General features: G+C 54.6%; 16 protein-coding genes. 11 read left to right on the forward strand and 5 right to left on the reverse strand.

Features of this window, described 5'->3' with window-relative positions:
* Positions 1–119: 119 nt before the first annotated feature.
* From IPM58_00335 to IPM58_00385, 11 genes are all read left to right on the forward strand, one after another.
* Positions 120–1,628, forward strand: a complete 1,509-nt coding sequence (locus IPM58_00335; protein ID MBK9305560.1) for a Do family serine endopeptidase — start codon at positions 120–122, stop codon at positions 1,626–1,628.
* Positions 1,629–1,790: 162 nt separating this feature from the next.
* The gene (tatC, locus tag IPM58_00340; GenBank protein ID MBK9305561.1) at positions 1,791–2,672 is read left to right on the forward strand and encodes a twin-arginine translocase subunit TatC; all 882 of its coding nucleotides are present in this window, start codon (positions 1,791–1,793) and stop codon (positions 2,670–2,672) included.
* 53 nt (positions 2,673–2,725) lie between these two features.
* A complete protein-coding gene (locus IPM58_00345; GenBank protein MBK9305562.1) occupies positions 2,726–3,700 on the forward strand; it encodes an Mrp/NBP35 family ATP-binding protein in 975 nt (324 codons plus the stop codon).
* 14 nt (positions 3,701–3,714) lie between these two features.
* On the forward strand, positions 3,715–4,995 hold the full coding sequence (locus IPM58_00350; GenBank protein MBK9305563.1) for a molybdopterin molybdotransferase MoeA: 1,281 nt from the start codon (positions 3,715–3,717) through the stop codon (positions 4,993–4,995).
* A 96-nt stretch (positions 4,996–5,091) separates the two neighbouring features.
* Complete coding sequence (gene mobB / locus IPM58_00355) at positions 5,092–5,610, forward strand: molybdopterin-guanine dinucleotide biosynthesis protein B (GenBank protein MBK9305564.1); 519 nt, start codon at positions 5,092–5,094, stop codon at positions 5,608–5,610.
* Entirely contained in the window at positions 5,594–6,304 is a 711-nt protein-coding gene (locus IPM58_00360) for a NapC/NirT family cytochrome c (protein MBK9305565.1), read from the forward strand. Before mobB ends, IPM58_00360 begins: the two co-directional genes overlap by 17 nt.
* Positions 6,305–6,324: 20 nt before the next feature.
* A complete protein-coding gene (locus IPM58_00365; GenBank protein MBK9305566.1) occupies positions 6,325–7,071 on the forward strand; it encodes an ABC transporter ATP-binding protein in 747 nt (248 codons plus the stop codon).
* An 11-nt stretch (positions 7,072–7,082) separates the two neighbouring features.
* Positions 7,083–7,478, forward strand: coding sequence for a hypothetical protein (locus tag IPM58_00370; GenBank protein ID MBK9305567.1), 396 nt, complete (start codon positions 7,083–7,085; stop codon positions 7,476–7,478).
* On the forward strand, positions 7,475–8,266 hold the full coding sequence (locus tag IPM58_00375) for an ABC transporter permease (protein MBK9305568.1): 792 nt from the start codon (positions 7,475–7,477) through the stop codon (positions 8,264–8,266). The genes IPM58_00370 and IPM58_00375 overlap by 4 nt, the downstream gene beginning before the upstream one ends.
* A gap of 226 nt (positions 8,267–8,492) precedes the next feature.
* Positions 8,493–8,831 carry an RNA-binding protein gene (locus tag IPM58_00380; GenBank protein ID MBK9305569.1) on the forward strand — a complete coding sequence of 113 codons (339 nt, stop codon included), beginning with the start codon at positions 8,493–8,495 and terminating at the stop codon, positions 8,829–8,831.
* A 299-nt stretch (positions 8,832–9,130) separates the two neighbouring features.
* Positions 9,131–9,631, forward strand: a complete 501-nt coding sequence (locus IPM58_00385) for a 2OG-Fe(II) oxygenase (GenBank protein MBK9305570.1) — start codon at positions 9,131–9,133, stop codon at positions 9,629–9,631.
* Positions 9,632–9,717: 86 nt separating this feature from the next.
* On the opposite strand, the gene IPM58_00390 is transcribed toward IPM58_00385, so the two are convergent.
* The 5 genes from IPM58_00390 to IPM58_00410 all read right to left on the reverse strand — a co-directional run bounded on the left by IPM58_00390 (position 9,718) and on the right by IPM58_00410 (position 13,276).
* Positions 9,718–10,224: a response regulator gene (locus IPM58_00390; GenBank protein ID MBK9305571.1), complete on the reverse strand. Its 507-nt coding sequence runs from the start codon at positions 10,222–10,224 to the stop codon at positions 9,718–9,720.
* A 418-nt stretch (positions 10,225–10,642) separates the two neighbouring features.
* Positions 10,643–10,966: an efflux RND transporter periplasmic adaptor subunit gene (locus IPM58_00395; GenBank protein MBK9305572.1), complete on the reverse strand. Its 324-nt coding sequence runs from the start codon at positions 10,964–10,966 to the stop codon at positions 10,643–10,645.
* Positions 10,927–11,424: a biotin/lipoyl-binding protein gene (locus tag IPM58_00400; GenBank protein ID MBK9305573.1), complete on the reverse strand. Its 498-nt coding sequence runs from the start codon at positions 11,422–11,424 to the stop codon at positions 10,927–10,929. Before IPM58_00400 ends, IPM58_00395 begins: the two co-directional genes overlap by 40 nt.
* Positions 11,421–12,140: an ABC transporter ATP-binding protein gene (locus IPM58_00405; protein MBK9305574.1), complete on the reverse strand. Its 720-nt coding sequence runs from the start codon at positions 12,138–12,140 to the stop codon at positions 11,421–11,423. The genes IPM58_00400 and IPM58_00405 overlap by 4 nt, the downstream gene beginning before the upstream one ends.
* Before the next feature lie 5 nt (positions 12,141–12,145).
* Positions 12,146–13,276 (reverse strand): FtsX-like permease family protein, encoded by a 1,131-nt coding sequence (locus IPM58_00410; protein MBK9305575.1) that lies wholly within the window; start codon positions 13,274–13,276, stop codon positions 12,146–12,148.
* Between the last annotated feature and the right edge of the window lie 172 nt (positions 13,277–13,448).

The following is a 13,448-nucleotide window of genomic DNA, read 5'->3' on the forward strand; positions in this document are numbered from 1 at the left end:
GTTTTCCTCTTTGAAGCCTGTTGAAAGAGTGGTGTAGTATATAGCGTTGAAGGTCGTGCGGGCCTCAGTTCCAATTAAGGGCTCTCTGGAGGAGAGCCATACCCTGAAGGAGTGCAGATATGCTCAATTGGAGTCAGCAGGCGGCTAGTGTGCTCGTCGGTTGTGGATTAGTCGGATGTGCGCTGATTGGAAGTGGGTGCGCATCATCTGTATCAGCGGCAGGGGTTCCTCCCGCCTGGGCACAGGGCTTTTCAGAAATTGTCAAGAAGACGACTCCAGCCGTCGTAAATATCGCTGTCACTGGTGGAAAGGAAGGGGGCCGACGACGTGGTGGTGTTCCTCCTGTTCCTCCGTTTGGGATGCCTCCAGGTGGCGATGAGCCGGGAGGAGAATCTCCGGCGCCACCGAGTCCTCATAGCCCACCTGCTCCACATGGTCGTCCGGATCAGAGTGCAGGTTCCGGGGTCATTTTGGACACCAACGGCTATATCGTCACCAATAATCACGTGGTCGAGGGTGCGACGCAGATTACCGTGACGTTGAGCGATCGGCGCGAGTTCTCTGCCAAGGTGGTCGGTACCGATCCAAAAACTGATTTGGCGGTCATCAAGATTGAAGCCACGGGCTTACCATCTCTTAAGTGGGCCGAGTATGACGGACTACAGGTGGGGGACCTTGTCCTGGCCGTGGGAAGTCCGTTTGGTTTGAGCTCGACGGTTACGCTCGGCATTATCAGCGCCTTAGGGCGAGGCAATGTGGGAATCGCGGATTATGAAGATTTCATCCAGACCGACGCGGCAATCAATCCGGGGAATTCAGGCGGAGCGCTCGTCAATATGAACGGCGAGCTGATCGGGATTAATACGGCTATTTTTTCAAGAACCGGTGGGTCGGAGGGTATTGGGTTCGCGATTCCGAGCAGCATCGCGCTCGATATTGTGGACAGCCTCCAAAAAACAGGGAAGGTCGTTCGTGGCTGGATGGGTGTGGCCATTCAAGAGATCACTCCGGCGTTAGCAAAATCCTTCAAACTGCCGGAGGATCGGAAGGGCGTGCTCATCAGCGATGTCAATGAACAGGGGCCATCTCACGCGGCAGGGATCAAGCGCGGCGATGTCGTGGTCGCGTTCAATGGCAAAGAGGTACAGAGTGTCAGCCAGTTGCGGAATCTCGTCGCGAGAACGATGGTTGGGAAGGATGCGCAAGTCAAGGTAGTCAGAGAAGGCAAGGAACAGCTGATCGCGGTGAAGGTGGAGGAACGTCCGTCGGATGAGGTGTTGGCAAGGAAAGAGCCAGGTCCGTCTAAGAAGGATTCCGGAGACATGATCAAGCCGCCGGACAATGTGCTGGCGTCCTTGCGGGTCCAAGCACTGGATAATGCGCTGATGAGCCAACTGAATATTCCTGCGAAGACAGTGGGGGTCGTCATCACGTCCGTGGAACCCGGTGGTGAGGGGGAAGGAGCGGGGCTTCAGCGCGGTGACGTGATTCAGGAGGTCAATCACGAACCCGTCAAGTCGATCGCCGATTATCAAAAAGCGGCTGAAAAGATCAAGAAGGATGAACTCGCGGTCTTGTTGGTCAGTCGGCAAGGGAACAGCCTGTTTGTGGCCGTCAATCCGAAATAAGGAGTATGGAGACATCGGTTGATCGGTCACTTTTCACGATGCTCAGGTAGTGGGACATTCAATCGACAGACCGAGAGACTCCGAAACGTGTGAGGCGGTGTGCTGAACAAAGTAAACCGGTGGCTGCAAGATTCGATCTTCAAGCCACTCGAAGACAAGAAAATGCCGGTCATGGAGCACCTGGTTGAATTCCAGGTGCGCCTGACTCGTGCGGTGATCGTGGTGATGGTCATTTTTTCGGGAACCTTTTTCTATGCCGACGCCTTGGTGAAATGGCTCCGTGTTCCGCTCCAGAACATGTTTGTGCCCAGCCATCTCACGTGGGAGCCTACCGAATTACCGACTGTGCCGTTTGTGTTTCTCGCTCCGGCGGAAGCGCTTTGGCAGAACATTAAGGTGGCAGGCCTGTGTGCCATCGTGCTGGCCATGCCGTATCTGCTGTATGAAATCTGGAGATTTGTGGTGCCGGGGCTCCATGTCCAAGAGCGACGTTTTGTCGGCCCTTTCGTATGTGTCAGCGCGCTGGCCTTCTATGCCGGTGCGGCGTTTTCGTTCTTCTTCGTGCTGCCGTTTGCATTAAATTTTTTGATTGCGTATGGGGTGAACGCGGGATTTGTGCCTCAGATTTCGATCGCGCAGTACGTGGGATTCGCCCTCTGGTTTCTTATGGTCTTTGGGCTGACCTTTGAGGTGCCGTTGGCGCTTACGCTCATGGCGAAGCTTGGGTGGGTCGATGCGCCCTTCTTGATTCAGTACTGGAAGTGGGCCTTATTGGGATCGTTCGTCATTGCAGCCATTCTGACTCCAACTCCTGACCCATTCAATCAAACACTCATGGCTGGCCCTATGTTTCTGTTGTACTGGGTCGGTATCTTTGGCGCAAAGATTTTTGGCAAGGCACCAGCATCGGAGACGAGTCAATCTGGTACTCCGGCGATGGCGATGGCTGGAGCGGGGGCAGGGGGGAATCTTTCGAGGTCGCCGGTAGGGAAGTCCTCAGATGAGGAGTATGTCGGAGTGCCAGGGGGGCGGCGCCGTTCGTGAGGGTGGGCGGTCAGATCGCCTGTTTGCCGGAATGAGTAATGGAATGAGCAATTATGGGACGTGAATTGAACATCATCAACGATGGACACGGAGGCAGCGGAGACGCCTGCACCTATATGTGGGCCTGTGCCATCTGCGATGAAAATGAAAGCTGCCAAAAAGACAAGGAAGGCCATAGCCGTTGGCTGGTTGCGAAGCGGATGGAACGGATCGAGTACAAAGTACTCATCATGAGTAATAAAGGTGGGGTGGGGAAAAGCACCTGTACGACGAATATTGCCGTCAGTCTCGCACTCAAAGGGTGGCACGTCGGCATCTGTGACATGGATATTCATGGCCCCAACATTCCCAAAATGGTCGGCGCCGAAGGCCAGAAGCTCAAGGTCAGCACGTCCGGTGGGATCATCCCTTTCCAGGCCTATAACTTAAAAATCGCCTCGATGTCGTTTCTGCTGCAGAACTCTGATGATCCGATCATCTGGCGCGATGCATACAAGTATGAATTCATCAACCAATTACTCGGCGGCGTTGATTGGCAGGATCTGAATTTTCTCCTCATCGATCTGCCGCCGGGGACCGGCAACGAATCAGTCACGACCATCGACTTGCTTGGCAACGTCAACGGTGCCGTCATCGTGACCACCCCTCAGGAGGTGGCCCTCCTTGATTCGCGGAAGTCCGTCACCTTTTGTAAAGACAGCGAAGTGCCGATTGTCGGCATCGTCGAGAACATGAGTGGGTTGGACTGCCCTCACTGCCATCGCGAGATCGAGGTGTTTCGGAAGGGTGGAGGAGAGGCCTCCGCGCTCGATATGGGAGTTCCGTTTCTAGGACGCATCCCACTGGATCCCGATGTCGTCACGCAATCAGATGCGGGTGAGCCGTTCGCCCTGTTCAATTCTGACACACCGACGGCAGAAGCGTACCATCGGATTGCGAATCAGATCGAATCGTTTTGCAAGAAGAGCGGGTCCCTGCTGAATGTCGGACGATCCACAGCCAAACCAATCAAGGGAATGAGCCTGTGAAAGCTGCTGATGCCATGACAGGGTTAACTCAACTGCACGAGGCACAGCAGGTGGTGCTTGATGCCGCCATGGTCTTGGAGGTGGAGAAGGTTTCCATTCTGGATGTCCTGGGGCGGGTATTGGCTGAGGACATCATAGCAAGCCGAGACAATCCGCCATGGGACAATTCGGCGATGGATGGGTTTGCCGTCAGGTGGGAGGATACTAGGCAGGAGCATACGATCCAGAAACCGGTCTCCCTCGTGGTGATCGAGGATGTAGCAGCCGGAAGGATGCCGTCAAAAGACGTTGGCCCGGGTCAGGCAATCCGTATTATGACGGGTGCACCGATTCCTCGGGGGGCTGATACGGTTCTGAAGATCGAAGATACCGAACATACTCCTGACTCCGTCCGTGTCTTGAAAGCTGAACCGAAGGGGGCCAACATCCGACCCCAAGGTGAGGATGTGAAGAAAGGGGAGTGCATCATCAGGAAAGGGACCAGAATGCGTCCCAGTGAGGCTGGAATGCTGGCGATTTTGGCGAAGTCATTCGTCTTTGTCTATCAGCGACCACGCGTCGCGATCCTGTCGACGGGTGATGAGTTGGCGGACTTGGATGAGCCGTACAGTGAGGAGAAGATCATCAACTCCAACAGTTATGGGATGGCGGCAGCGGTTCAGGAAGCCGGGGGTATTCCCTTGCTGCTTGGTATCGCGCGCGATACACCCGCGGCACTGAAAGAAAAGATTTCCCAAGGACTGAACGCGGATATGCTTGTGTTGTCGGGCGGTGTGTCGATGGGCGATTACGATTATACCAAGGCTGTTTTTCGCGAACTGGGCGCCGAGATGAATTTCTGGAAGCTCGCCATCCGGCCGGGTCAACCGCTGGCCTTCGGGAAGATTCAGAATAAACTCGCGTTCGGCCTCCCAGGCAATCCGGTGTCATCGATGGTGACCTTCGAACAGTTGGTACGGCCGGCCCTGCTCAAAATGAGCGGCTGCCGAAGCTATGGCCGCCCGGTGGTGCAGGCGGTTTTTCAGGACACGTTTTCCAAGCGCACGGATCGACGCCATTTCTTGCGCGGTATGCTCACTCGAGAGGACGGTATCTTCAAGGTGCGTACGACTGGTGATCAAGGATCCGGTATTCTCACGTCGATGGTCAAGGCTAATTGTCTCATCGATGTGCCTGTCGCCGTCGAGCGTTTAAATCCTGGCGATCACGTGGCCGTCCAGTTGTTGTCCGGAGAGGCATGGCCCGCCACGGCGGATCCTGCACATGCGGGTCCACACCGCCTCTCTTGTTGCTAGAAAGGACGCCACTCATCATCTCGGATGCAGTCAACCAAGCCAGGAATCGATTCTGGCTCTGTGGATGACTCGGTTGATCGGTGACACTGTAGTTCCATGGCTGTCCCCATTGTTTCCTTTATCGGTCGTTCGAACAGCGGAAAGACGACCTTAATCGAACGTGTAATTCCTGAGCTGGTCAAGGGTGGATACCGTGTGGCCACCGTCAAACATGCAGGGCATGGGTTCGATCTTGATACGGAGGGGAAGGATAGTTGGCGTCATAAGCGTGCCGGCGCGAGTAGCGTCGTGGTGGTCTCGAAGGGAAGCCTGGCCCTGTTTACGGACGTCTCAGATCAGCTCAAGGTCGAAGAGGTGCGAGACCGTTTCTTGGACGCCTCCTACGATCTCATCATTGCAGAGGGATGGAAAAGCGAGGGGTATCCAAAAATCGTCGTTGTTCGTGATCAATTGGGTGAAATCTCCTACTCTTCCGACGGTCTGCTGGCGGTCGTCTCTCATACGGTGATCGATCTCCCGGTTCCCGTGCTTCATGTGGATGATGTGGGTGGTGTGGCTGCTCTCTTGATCAAGCAGTTCCCTCTCAGACGCCGGGAGCATGAGCTGGACATCTAAGGCCACAGTTGTCTTGACCGTTGTTGTGGGAGGGCTTGCTCTCATGGGGGTCGCGACCCCTCTCACGGATCAACCGAGGTTCTGCGCAGGGTGCCACACGATTGCGCCTGCCTACGAGAGCTGGACTCAATCTTCCCATCGAGAGGTGGCCTGTGTCGCCTGTCATGTGAGACCAGGGTTTGAGGGATGGCTGCACGATAAGGTTGGGGCAGGGGTCAAAGACACCACCATCTATCTGTTTGGCACACCGAAGGAAGCACACAATCTCACGGCTCACGTGGATTCCGATGTGTGCCTCGGTTGCCATCGCCACATCCTTCGCGTGTCGGAAATTGCGGTACGCGATCTTCCTGCACCGATCAAAGAAGTGGGATTGATCATGAACCATGGTCAACACATGGAGGCCTTCAAAGCTCGTGGACACAATGAAGGCTGTACGACCTGTCATTCGGGCGTGGTGCATGATCACCCCATCAAGAACTATCCCATTGTCATTCCGCGGGGCCATGTGTCTGCTGATGACAAGCCGTGGTATCCGGTTCATCCTAAGGGATCGTACCTGCATGAACGAGCTCTTCGTGACTGCTTCAGCTGTCATGATGGAAAGGGACAGCATAACGGTAAGGTTCTGGACCGGAAATGTGGTACTTGCCACATCCCTGAAAAGATCAGCGGCGCACTCCTATTTAATTAGTAAATCACGCGATGGATCGGATGTCGAATTCTGTTCTAACCGTGTCGAAGCTGACAAAGCGGTTCGGAAGTTTCACAGCGGTTGATGACGTGTCGTTCGAGATTCGGCAGGGCGAAATTCTGGGGTTGCTGGGGCCGAACGGTGCCGGAAAGACGACGACGATCCAGATGTTACTTGGAGTGGTGACGCCCACATCGGGTTCTATTGAAGCATTCGGCTTGGATTTGTCCACACACCGTGAGGCGGTGCTGCAACAGATCAATTTTTCATCGACCTATATCGCCATGCCACAATCCCTGACCGTCGAGGAAAATCTGTGGGTGGTGGCCAGACTCTATGGTATGAGCGATAGAGCCAGCCGAGTAGACCAGATCGTCAAGAAACTTGAGATGGGGGAATTTCGACAGAAGGTCACGCGGAAATTATCATCGGGGCAGATGACGCGGTTGACCTTAGCGAAGGCTCTTCTCACGGCGCCCCGGCTTCTCTTTCTCGATGAACCAACGGCGAGCTTGGATCCCGATATTGCCCATAAAATACGCTCGATCCTGAAGGAAGAGCGTCGATCATCAGGATTGAGTATCTTGTACACCTCGCACAATATGCGTGAGATGGAAGAAATGTCGGATCGGATTATTTTTCTTCAACGAGGACGTCTCGTTGCGGAAGGAACAGCCCAGGCCATCGTGGATCGATTCGGGAAGGCAGACCTGGAAGAAGTATTCCTGAATCTTGCGCGGGAATCGAACGTACCGTCGACGCCATGAACGGAGCGCTCATGGATTTTGGTGTAGGATTTCTGGCCGGGGGGCTGGTTGTCAGCATGGCCTGGGGGATGTTTTGGCTGGTGATTGGCCTGATCGGATGGAACCGTGGTACCTGCGGGTGGCATATCGTGACGAAAGGGCTTGTTGGAGGTGCTGTGCCCTGTTCGCTGCTAGCCAGTCTGATGTGGTGGCACCTCGGAACCGGAGGTGATGGATTATGGTTTGCGAGCGGGTTCATCGGAATTCCGGGTCTTCTTGTGCTCCTCTCCTTCCGACTCATGCCTGATGGGAAAACGGCAGGTTCACATTTGATCGAAGGAATCCGATCCCTTATGGCGGATCTCCTGGGAGCGCATCAACGATGTGGGGGATGCCGTTCTGATCACGATCATGAGACCTGTCGATGAAACTGCATCGTGTGACGGCGTTGATTCTCAGGCATCTCTATCTGTATCGGCGAAGTTTTCCACGGATCATGGAGATTGTGTATTGGCCGTTCTTGGATCTCGTGATCTGGGGATTTATCACGCTGTATTTGGCCAGATACCAGAGCGAAGTGCCCGGGTTTGTCACATTTTTTCTCGGAGCCTTGATTCTCTGGGATGTGCTATTTCGTGCTCAACAGGGCATTACCATCACGTTTCTGGAGGAGCTTTGGGCACGCAATCTGATGAATCTCTTCGCCAGTCCGTTGAAGCCCAGCGAATTTCTAGCCGCCACGATGGCGATGAGTGTGATGAAAGTGACCGTTGTTTCGATTGTCTTGGGCGGGTGTGCGCTCATTTTTTACTCCTATAACGTCCTGATCATCGGAGTCTGGCTCATTCCATTTGTGCTCAATCTTGTCCTCACGGGCTGGATCATCGGGGTACTGACGACCTCACTGATCATGCGATTTGGACAGGAGGCTGAGGTCTTGGCTTGGAGCATGGTGTTTCTGTTCCAGCCTATCTCATGCGTGTTTTATCCCATGGAGGTGTTGCCTGGGTGGCTCAAGGCGATCGCTTGGGCGAACCCGGCTGCCCATATCTTTGAAGGAATGCGGGGCGTCCTGATATCTGGACAGGTCCCGCTCTCGAACCTTGTGTGGGCAGTCGGACTGAATAGTGTCTTACTGGTCGGTGTCGTCATCTGGTTTTACCGGACGATGGCGTACTGTAAGGATCAGGGATTGCTCGTGCGAGTGGGGGAGTAAGGTTGTAATCTAAAAATCTCTGTGCTACTCTTGCCTGGACTCGTATCGCCGGGGGCCTCTGCGGTGCTGAGTGTCTATAAGAGGAGGCCCACAACGTCGATGTTGCCTTGTCCGGGAATTTCGTCGGAAGTCAGACCTAAGTCGCTGCTGCGATCGCGTCTTCGGCCCGCTCCTTCCCCGTTCCTCGTGCTCAAGACAATGTCATTATTTTAAAGGAGGAACCCCGATGGGTTCGAAGATCTATGTCGGTGGGTTGCCATATTCGGCGACCGAGCAGCAATTGAGTGACTTATTCGCGGCCCATGGCGCAGTCGCCTCGGCTCGAATTATTACGGATAAGTTCACCGGCCAATCAAGAGGATTTGGCTTTGTGGAAATGTCCTCCGATGCCGAAGCTCAAGCTGCGATTACGGCCCTCAATGGCTCAGAGATGGGTGGCCGGACTCTTACAGTCAATGAAGCACGGCCACAAGAACCGCGCACGGGTGGCGGTGGCGGTGGTCGTGGTGGATTCGGTGGCGGCGGCGGCCGCAGCGGAGGCGGCGGCAAGCGTGACCGCTGGTAACTGACGATCTGCATGTGTATGTAGAAGAGAGGGGTGCCATGTGAATGGCGCCCCTTCTTTTTTTCCGGCTAAAATGGTGCCATCACGCAGTCCGAGCGGATGCTGGATATCCCTCATCGTCAGACGGTGACCAATGATGACGGGTTTGGAATCAACGATAGGAGTGGCGGAGTTACCTTCGGTCTCGTTCCGTAACAGGCCGGTGGTCGTGGTGGAAAACTTTTGGTCTGCTGAGGAGCGCCGGTTTTTCCGTGAAGGAATGAACAAGGCGACCTGGAAGCAGCTCTCAGATCTGGAGAATGTCCAGCAGGATTTTCCAGATTCGGGCAACTGGGCAAAGGCTGAAATCCGGCTCAGCGGAGGGCGAGCACTTTCTCTCGCGGCTACAGCTTCCATGCATTCGAGAACATGTTGAATCATTCCCGAATATTACCGGGCGTCACGTTGGGTTTAGTTACTACTCCTATTCAGCCGGTGATTGCCTCTTAGCCCATGATGATACCGATCAAGGGCGGCTCACGGTGGGGCGTCCGTCACTGCGGCGTCGAATCGCCGTCGTCACCTATCTTCAGGAAGAATGGAAGCCCGATTGGGGTGGGGAACTCATTATCTATGCCAAGCGCGCAGGCCCATCGTCGGATTCCGTCGACCTTGTGCCGACACAGTGCATCGAACCACGTCCGGGAACGCTTGTCATGTTTACCGTCCCTCGGTATCACAGGGTTTGCCGTGTGGATCTCACGGCTGGACAGCATCGCCGGTTGTCCATCGCCGGGTGGTTCATGACGGAGCATGCCTAGGATTCCAGACAGCCAGGGCACGGTGTAGGTGGATTCAGAACCCGACCGCTTTCGTTAGTGGCCTCAACTGACGTTTCTTCAGGCGTTCAACCGAACCAGTCGGTATCGTTGGCTGCGCGTGGCCGGTCTTCTACTCCAAGAGTCGGCGCCGGCTGTGCGAGTACGTTGTGGACGAGGGCAATGAGCCGGTCTTTTTCAAACGGCTTGGCTAAAAACGGGAGTGTGCCTCGCTTGATTCCATGGCTGGTAAGTTCTCTGTCCGGATTCCCCGACATCAGAATAATGCGAAGACCTTTCCGGATCAGAGTCGCACGAACTGCCAGCTCATGACCGTTGACGTGCGGAAATTGATTGGAGGTCGAGGCAAGTTGAAAACCCGGTGGGGGTAACACAAGGTCTGTCAGAAGGAGATCTATCGGGCCTTCGTGGTGTGTGCAGATCTTGAGCGCTTCCGAACTGCCTTCGGCTTCCAGCACGGTATGACCTGCCGCTTCAAGAAGAGCTTTACAGAGTTTGACGGTTGGGAGTTCATCGTCGACGACTAAGATGGTCGATGCAGCCGGTGCCATTGGATTGTCCTGATTCTTTTCCATCGCTGGAACCTACCATGGTCATCTTAGTGCCGAACTGGCTGCATGGCGAGCAAAACCATAATTCTTCTCGCCGTGCATCTTTAGATCGGACTGGAGAATCAGATGGGGATGGTTTCTGTCTTTCCTCTACACCATGCTTTGAAGAGACCGACCATCTTAGTGAGGCGGGCCCTGCGCAATCAAGATCGCCCAATGGGAGACCTTAATCGATCACGATGGTTCCTTTTCTGTCCGACGGGAAGAGAATACTTTTTGATTTGAGGCGGCTGAGGTTCGCCGTTCGATAAAGACGTCGACCTGTTGACCTGCATAGACAGGGAAGGATGGCCGTTCGAATCGATAGATAATTTGCAGAACTCTCGTGTCGACTCGTTCCGTGTTTTCTCCCGTCAACGACTTCTTTGGAATGACATAGGGCTCAATGCGGACGAACGCCAGTGGGATTTTCTCGCTTCGCCAAAGATTTGATCGAGGCTACAGCGGGCGCTTGCGGAACGACGAGTGGGGCATTCACTTCGTCGATATCGGCACGGATCTGCAATTGCTCGGTTTCTCCCAACAGCATCAAGGGTTCAGCCGATCCCAGCTGGGCATATTCTCCGGCTCGAAGATTGACCTGTAGAATCGTCCCACGTCTGGGCGCGCGGACTGTCAAACGCTCCAACAGGATCGTGACTTCATCACGTTGGGCCATCGCCTGCTTCAGAGTGGCTTCGATACGTTGAGCGCCTCTTTTGGCCATCTCAAGTGCATACCAGGTTCGCTGGAGGTCATCCTCGCTGACGGCTTGTTCATCGTACACCGATCGCAGGCGTTTGAATTGAGTCTCGAGATCGCCGACTCTGTATTTCTGCTCTTCAATCTGCGCTTGTAATGGGGGATAGCGGCTTCACGGGTCAAAAGGTGAGCATGCAATTCTCTGTCATCTAGTTGAAACAGCGGCGACTGTTCAGTGACTTGGTCTCCGACTTTGACGAAGACTTTAGTGATCAACCCTGCAACCGGTGGTGCAATACGAACGTTCTCATTCACTGCTTCGATAATGCCGGAAGCGGCGACGGTTCGCTCATAGGGTGATCTGGGTGGCTCTGAGATCGGCGGAGGCATCGGGTCTTTTTGATTTGCGCCCATGAGCACCCATCCGGCGAACCCCACGCCTGCTATGGCCAGCCAGACGCTCAGTCGTTTCATGACGATCATGCGGTTCCTCCCTGCGGGATATGCTCAATGTTCACGATGCGTCCATCCGTCAGGTTGGCCATCCGGTCACCAAAGTGAAAGATGCGGCTGTCATGTGTGACCACGATAACACAGCGATCCGGAGAGCGTCCCACTTCACGCAGCAGCTGCATGATCTTTTGGCCGTTGGATCCATCCAAGGCGGCAGTCGGCTCATCACAGATGAGCAGGCGCGGCTCGTTGATCAACGCCCTCGCAATCGCGACGCGCTGCTGCTGGCCTCCAGAAAGGTTTTTCGGGACAAATTCAGTTCGATCAGCAAGGCCGACTCGTTCCAACATGGCGCGTGCTCGGTGTAGGGCCTCTGGACGTCGTATCTTCTGGATGAAGAGCGGCACGGCCACGTTCTCAGCAGCGGTCAGCGCGGGGAGTAGATTGAATTGTTGATAGACAAACCCCATGGTTTGTCCTCGAAAGCTGGTCCGCTTGCTCGATGGTAAGCCGCTGAGCGGAACACCCAGCACCTCGATCTGACCGTCATCGATGTCGAGAATCCCGGCGATGGCAGAGAGGAGGGTGGTTTTGCCGCCACCGGATTCTCCCACAAGTAACAGCAACTCACCGAGATAAATGTCCAGGTCGATACCTTTGAGGACAGTGATCTGTGTGTCTCCGCTGCCGAAGGATTTCACTACATTCTGGGCACGCACGGCTGCCGGTCGTGAGTCGTCGTTCATCGCTCTCACCGAAAGACAATCCCGGGTTCAAGTCGAATCAATTTTATGATGCTGACTGACGCGGACACGAGGCAGATCGCGAGTAATGCAACAAGGACCAGGAGCAGCAATTGCCAGGTCTCGGCAAACGGGAGGGTACCACCTTGCGCCGCTAAGAATCCAAAGACCGTCGCAAGCCCGATACCTATGCCGTAGCCGGTGAGTCCGACGGTGAAGGCTTGGAGCAGAATCATGCGTGCCAGAGTAAAGCCTGAGGCCCCCATAGCCTTCAGCGCGCCAAACTGTCGAAGGTTTTCGATGGTGAAAAGATAGAACGTTTGTCCCGCAATGGCCATTCCGACGATGAATCCAAGCAGAATTGTCGTGCCGAAGTTGATGCCAATCCCAGTGTTGATGAGGACCCACATGTACGTCTTGAAGCCAAAGTCTTCCTGGGTGAATGCCCCTAGGCCTGTTTCTGCACGGATTCGATGAATCACCTCTTCAACTGGAACACCGTCCTTGTGTTTGGCCAGGACGTAGGACAGTATTCGACGTTCACGCGGTACATAGCGCATCGCACGTTCGTAGGTCGTGTACACCACAGGGATATTCGTGAAACTTTTTTGAGTTTTGGCAATGGCCACAACGCGGGCCTGTTTGTCGTTCAATTCAAAGATGGTGCCGACCCTGACAACCGTTGGGCCTCCCATTCGTTCCACGGCCCATTGGTCCAACACGACGGCCTCAGGCTGCAAGATATCTTCGAATCGGCCTTCGAGCACTTCAGCAGGACGTCCGATCAACGTCGCCGATTCAAGTCCGGTTAACGTGATCTGATGATACTCTCCGTTGGCCAGGCGGGCTCGGAGGAGCCCTTTGTACAAGGGCACGGCCCATTCCACTCCGTCCACGCTTCTGACTCGATCCACCGCTGTGTCGGCGAGCGGTTTCACCTCATCTACTTGCGCAATGCCAGGATCTGTGATCCAGATCGGTATATTGAGATTCGTGATACTGGCTTGAGACCACATCATCAGGCCCCAGAAAATCGAGCCTTGTTGAACGATCAACATCACGGCAAAGGTCAATCCACAGAGCAACATCAAGTATTTAGCGCGATCACCGAATAGCATCTTGAGTGCAACATAACTCACGGTGTGTCCTGCGGTTCACGATAATGAAGCGGAAAACGAGCAATCCAGAGTTGCGGGGGCAATCGTACCTGATCATGTCGATAAAATAATAGGTATCGATCTACGGGAGGCTTGCCTACTCCATTACTCAATTCCTGATCCCGTTCATACAACCATGTAGGGGAATGGGTGC

The sequence above is a fragment of the Nitrospira sp. genome (assembly GCA_016715825.1).
GTDB lineage: Bacteria > Nitrospirota > Nitrospiria > Nitrospirales > Nitrospiraceae > Nitrospira_D.

Coding starts and splice junctions, on each gene's coding strand:
- IPM58_00335 (MBK9305560.1), top strand. CDS start 120: ATGCTCAATTGGAGTCAGCAGGCGGCTAGTGTGCTCGTCGGTTGTGGA.
- tatC (MBK9305561.1), top strand. CDS start 1,791: ATGCCGGTCATGGAGCACCTGGTTGAATTCCAGGTGCGCCTGACTCGT.
- IPM58_00345 (MBK9305562.1), top strand. CDS start 2,726: ATGGGACGTGAATTGAACATCATCAACGATGGACACGGAGGCAGCGGA.
- IPM58_00350 (MBK9305563.1), top strand. CDS start 3,715: ATGACAGGGTTAACTCAACTGCACGAGGCACAGCAGGTGGTGCTTGAT.
- mobB (MBK9305564.1), top strand. CDS start 5,092: ATGGCTGTCCCCATTGTTTCCTTTATCGGTCGTTCGAACAGCGGAAAG.
- IPM58_00360 (MBK9305565.1), top strand. CDS start 5,594: ATGAGCTGGACATCTAAGGCCACAGTTGTCTTGACCGTTGTTGTGGGA.
- IPM58_00365 (MBK9305566.1), top strand. CDS start 6,325: ATGTCGAATTCTGTTCTAACCGTGTCGAAGCTGACAAAGCGGTTCGGA.
- IPM58_00370 (MBK9305567.1), top strand. CDS start 7,083: ATGGATTTTGGTGTAGGATTTCTGGCCGGGGGGCTGGTTGTCAGCATG.
- IPM58_00375 (MBK9305568.1), top strand. CDS start 7,475: ATGAAACTGCATCGTGTGACGGCGTTGATTCTCAGGCATCTCTATCTG.
- IPM58_00380 (MBK9305569.1), top strand. CDS start 8,493: ATGGGTTCGAAGATCTATGTCGGTGGGTTGCCATATTCGGCGACCGAG.
- IPM58_00385 (MBK9305570.1), top strand. CDS start 9,131: ATGTCCAGCAGGATTTTCCAGATTCGGGCAACTGGGCAAAGGCTGAAA.
- IPM58_00390 (MBK9305571.1), bottom strand. CDS start 10,224: ATGGAAAAGAATCAGGACAATCCAATGGCACCGGCTGCATCGACCATC.
- IPM58_00395 (MBK9305572.1), bottom strand. CDS start 10,966: ATGGCCAAAAGAGGCGCTCAACGTATCGAAGCCACTCTGAAGCAGGCG.
- IPM58_00400 (MBK9305573.1), bottom strand. CDS start 11,424: ATGATCGTCATGAAACGACTGAGCGTCTGGCTGGCCATAGCAGGCGTG.
- IPM58_00405 (MBK9305574.1), bottom strand. CDS start 12,140: ATGAACGACGACTCACGACCGGCAGCCGTGCGTGCCCAGAATGTAGTG.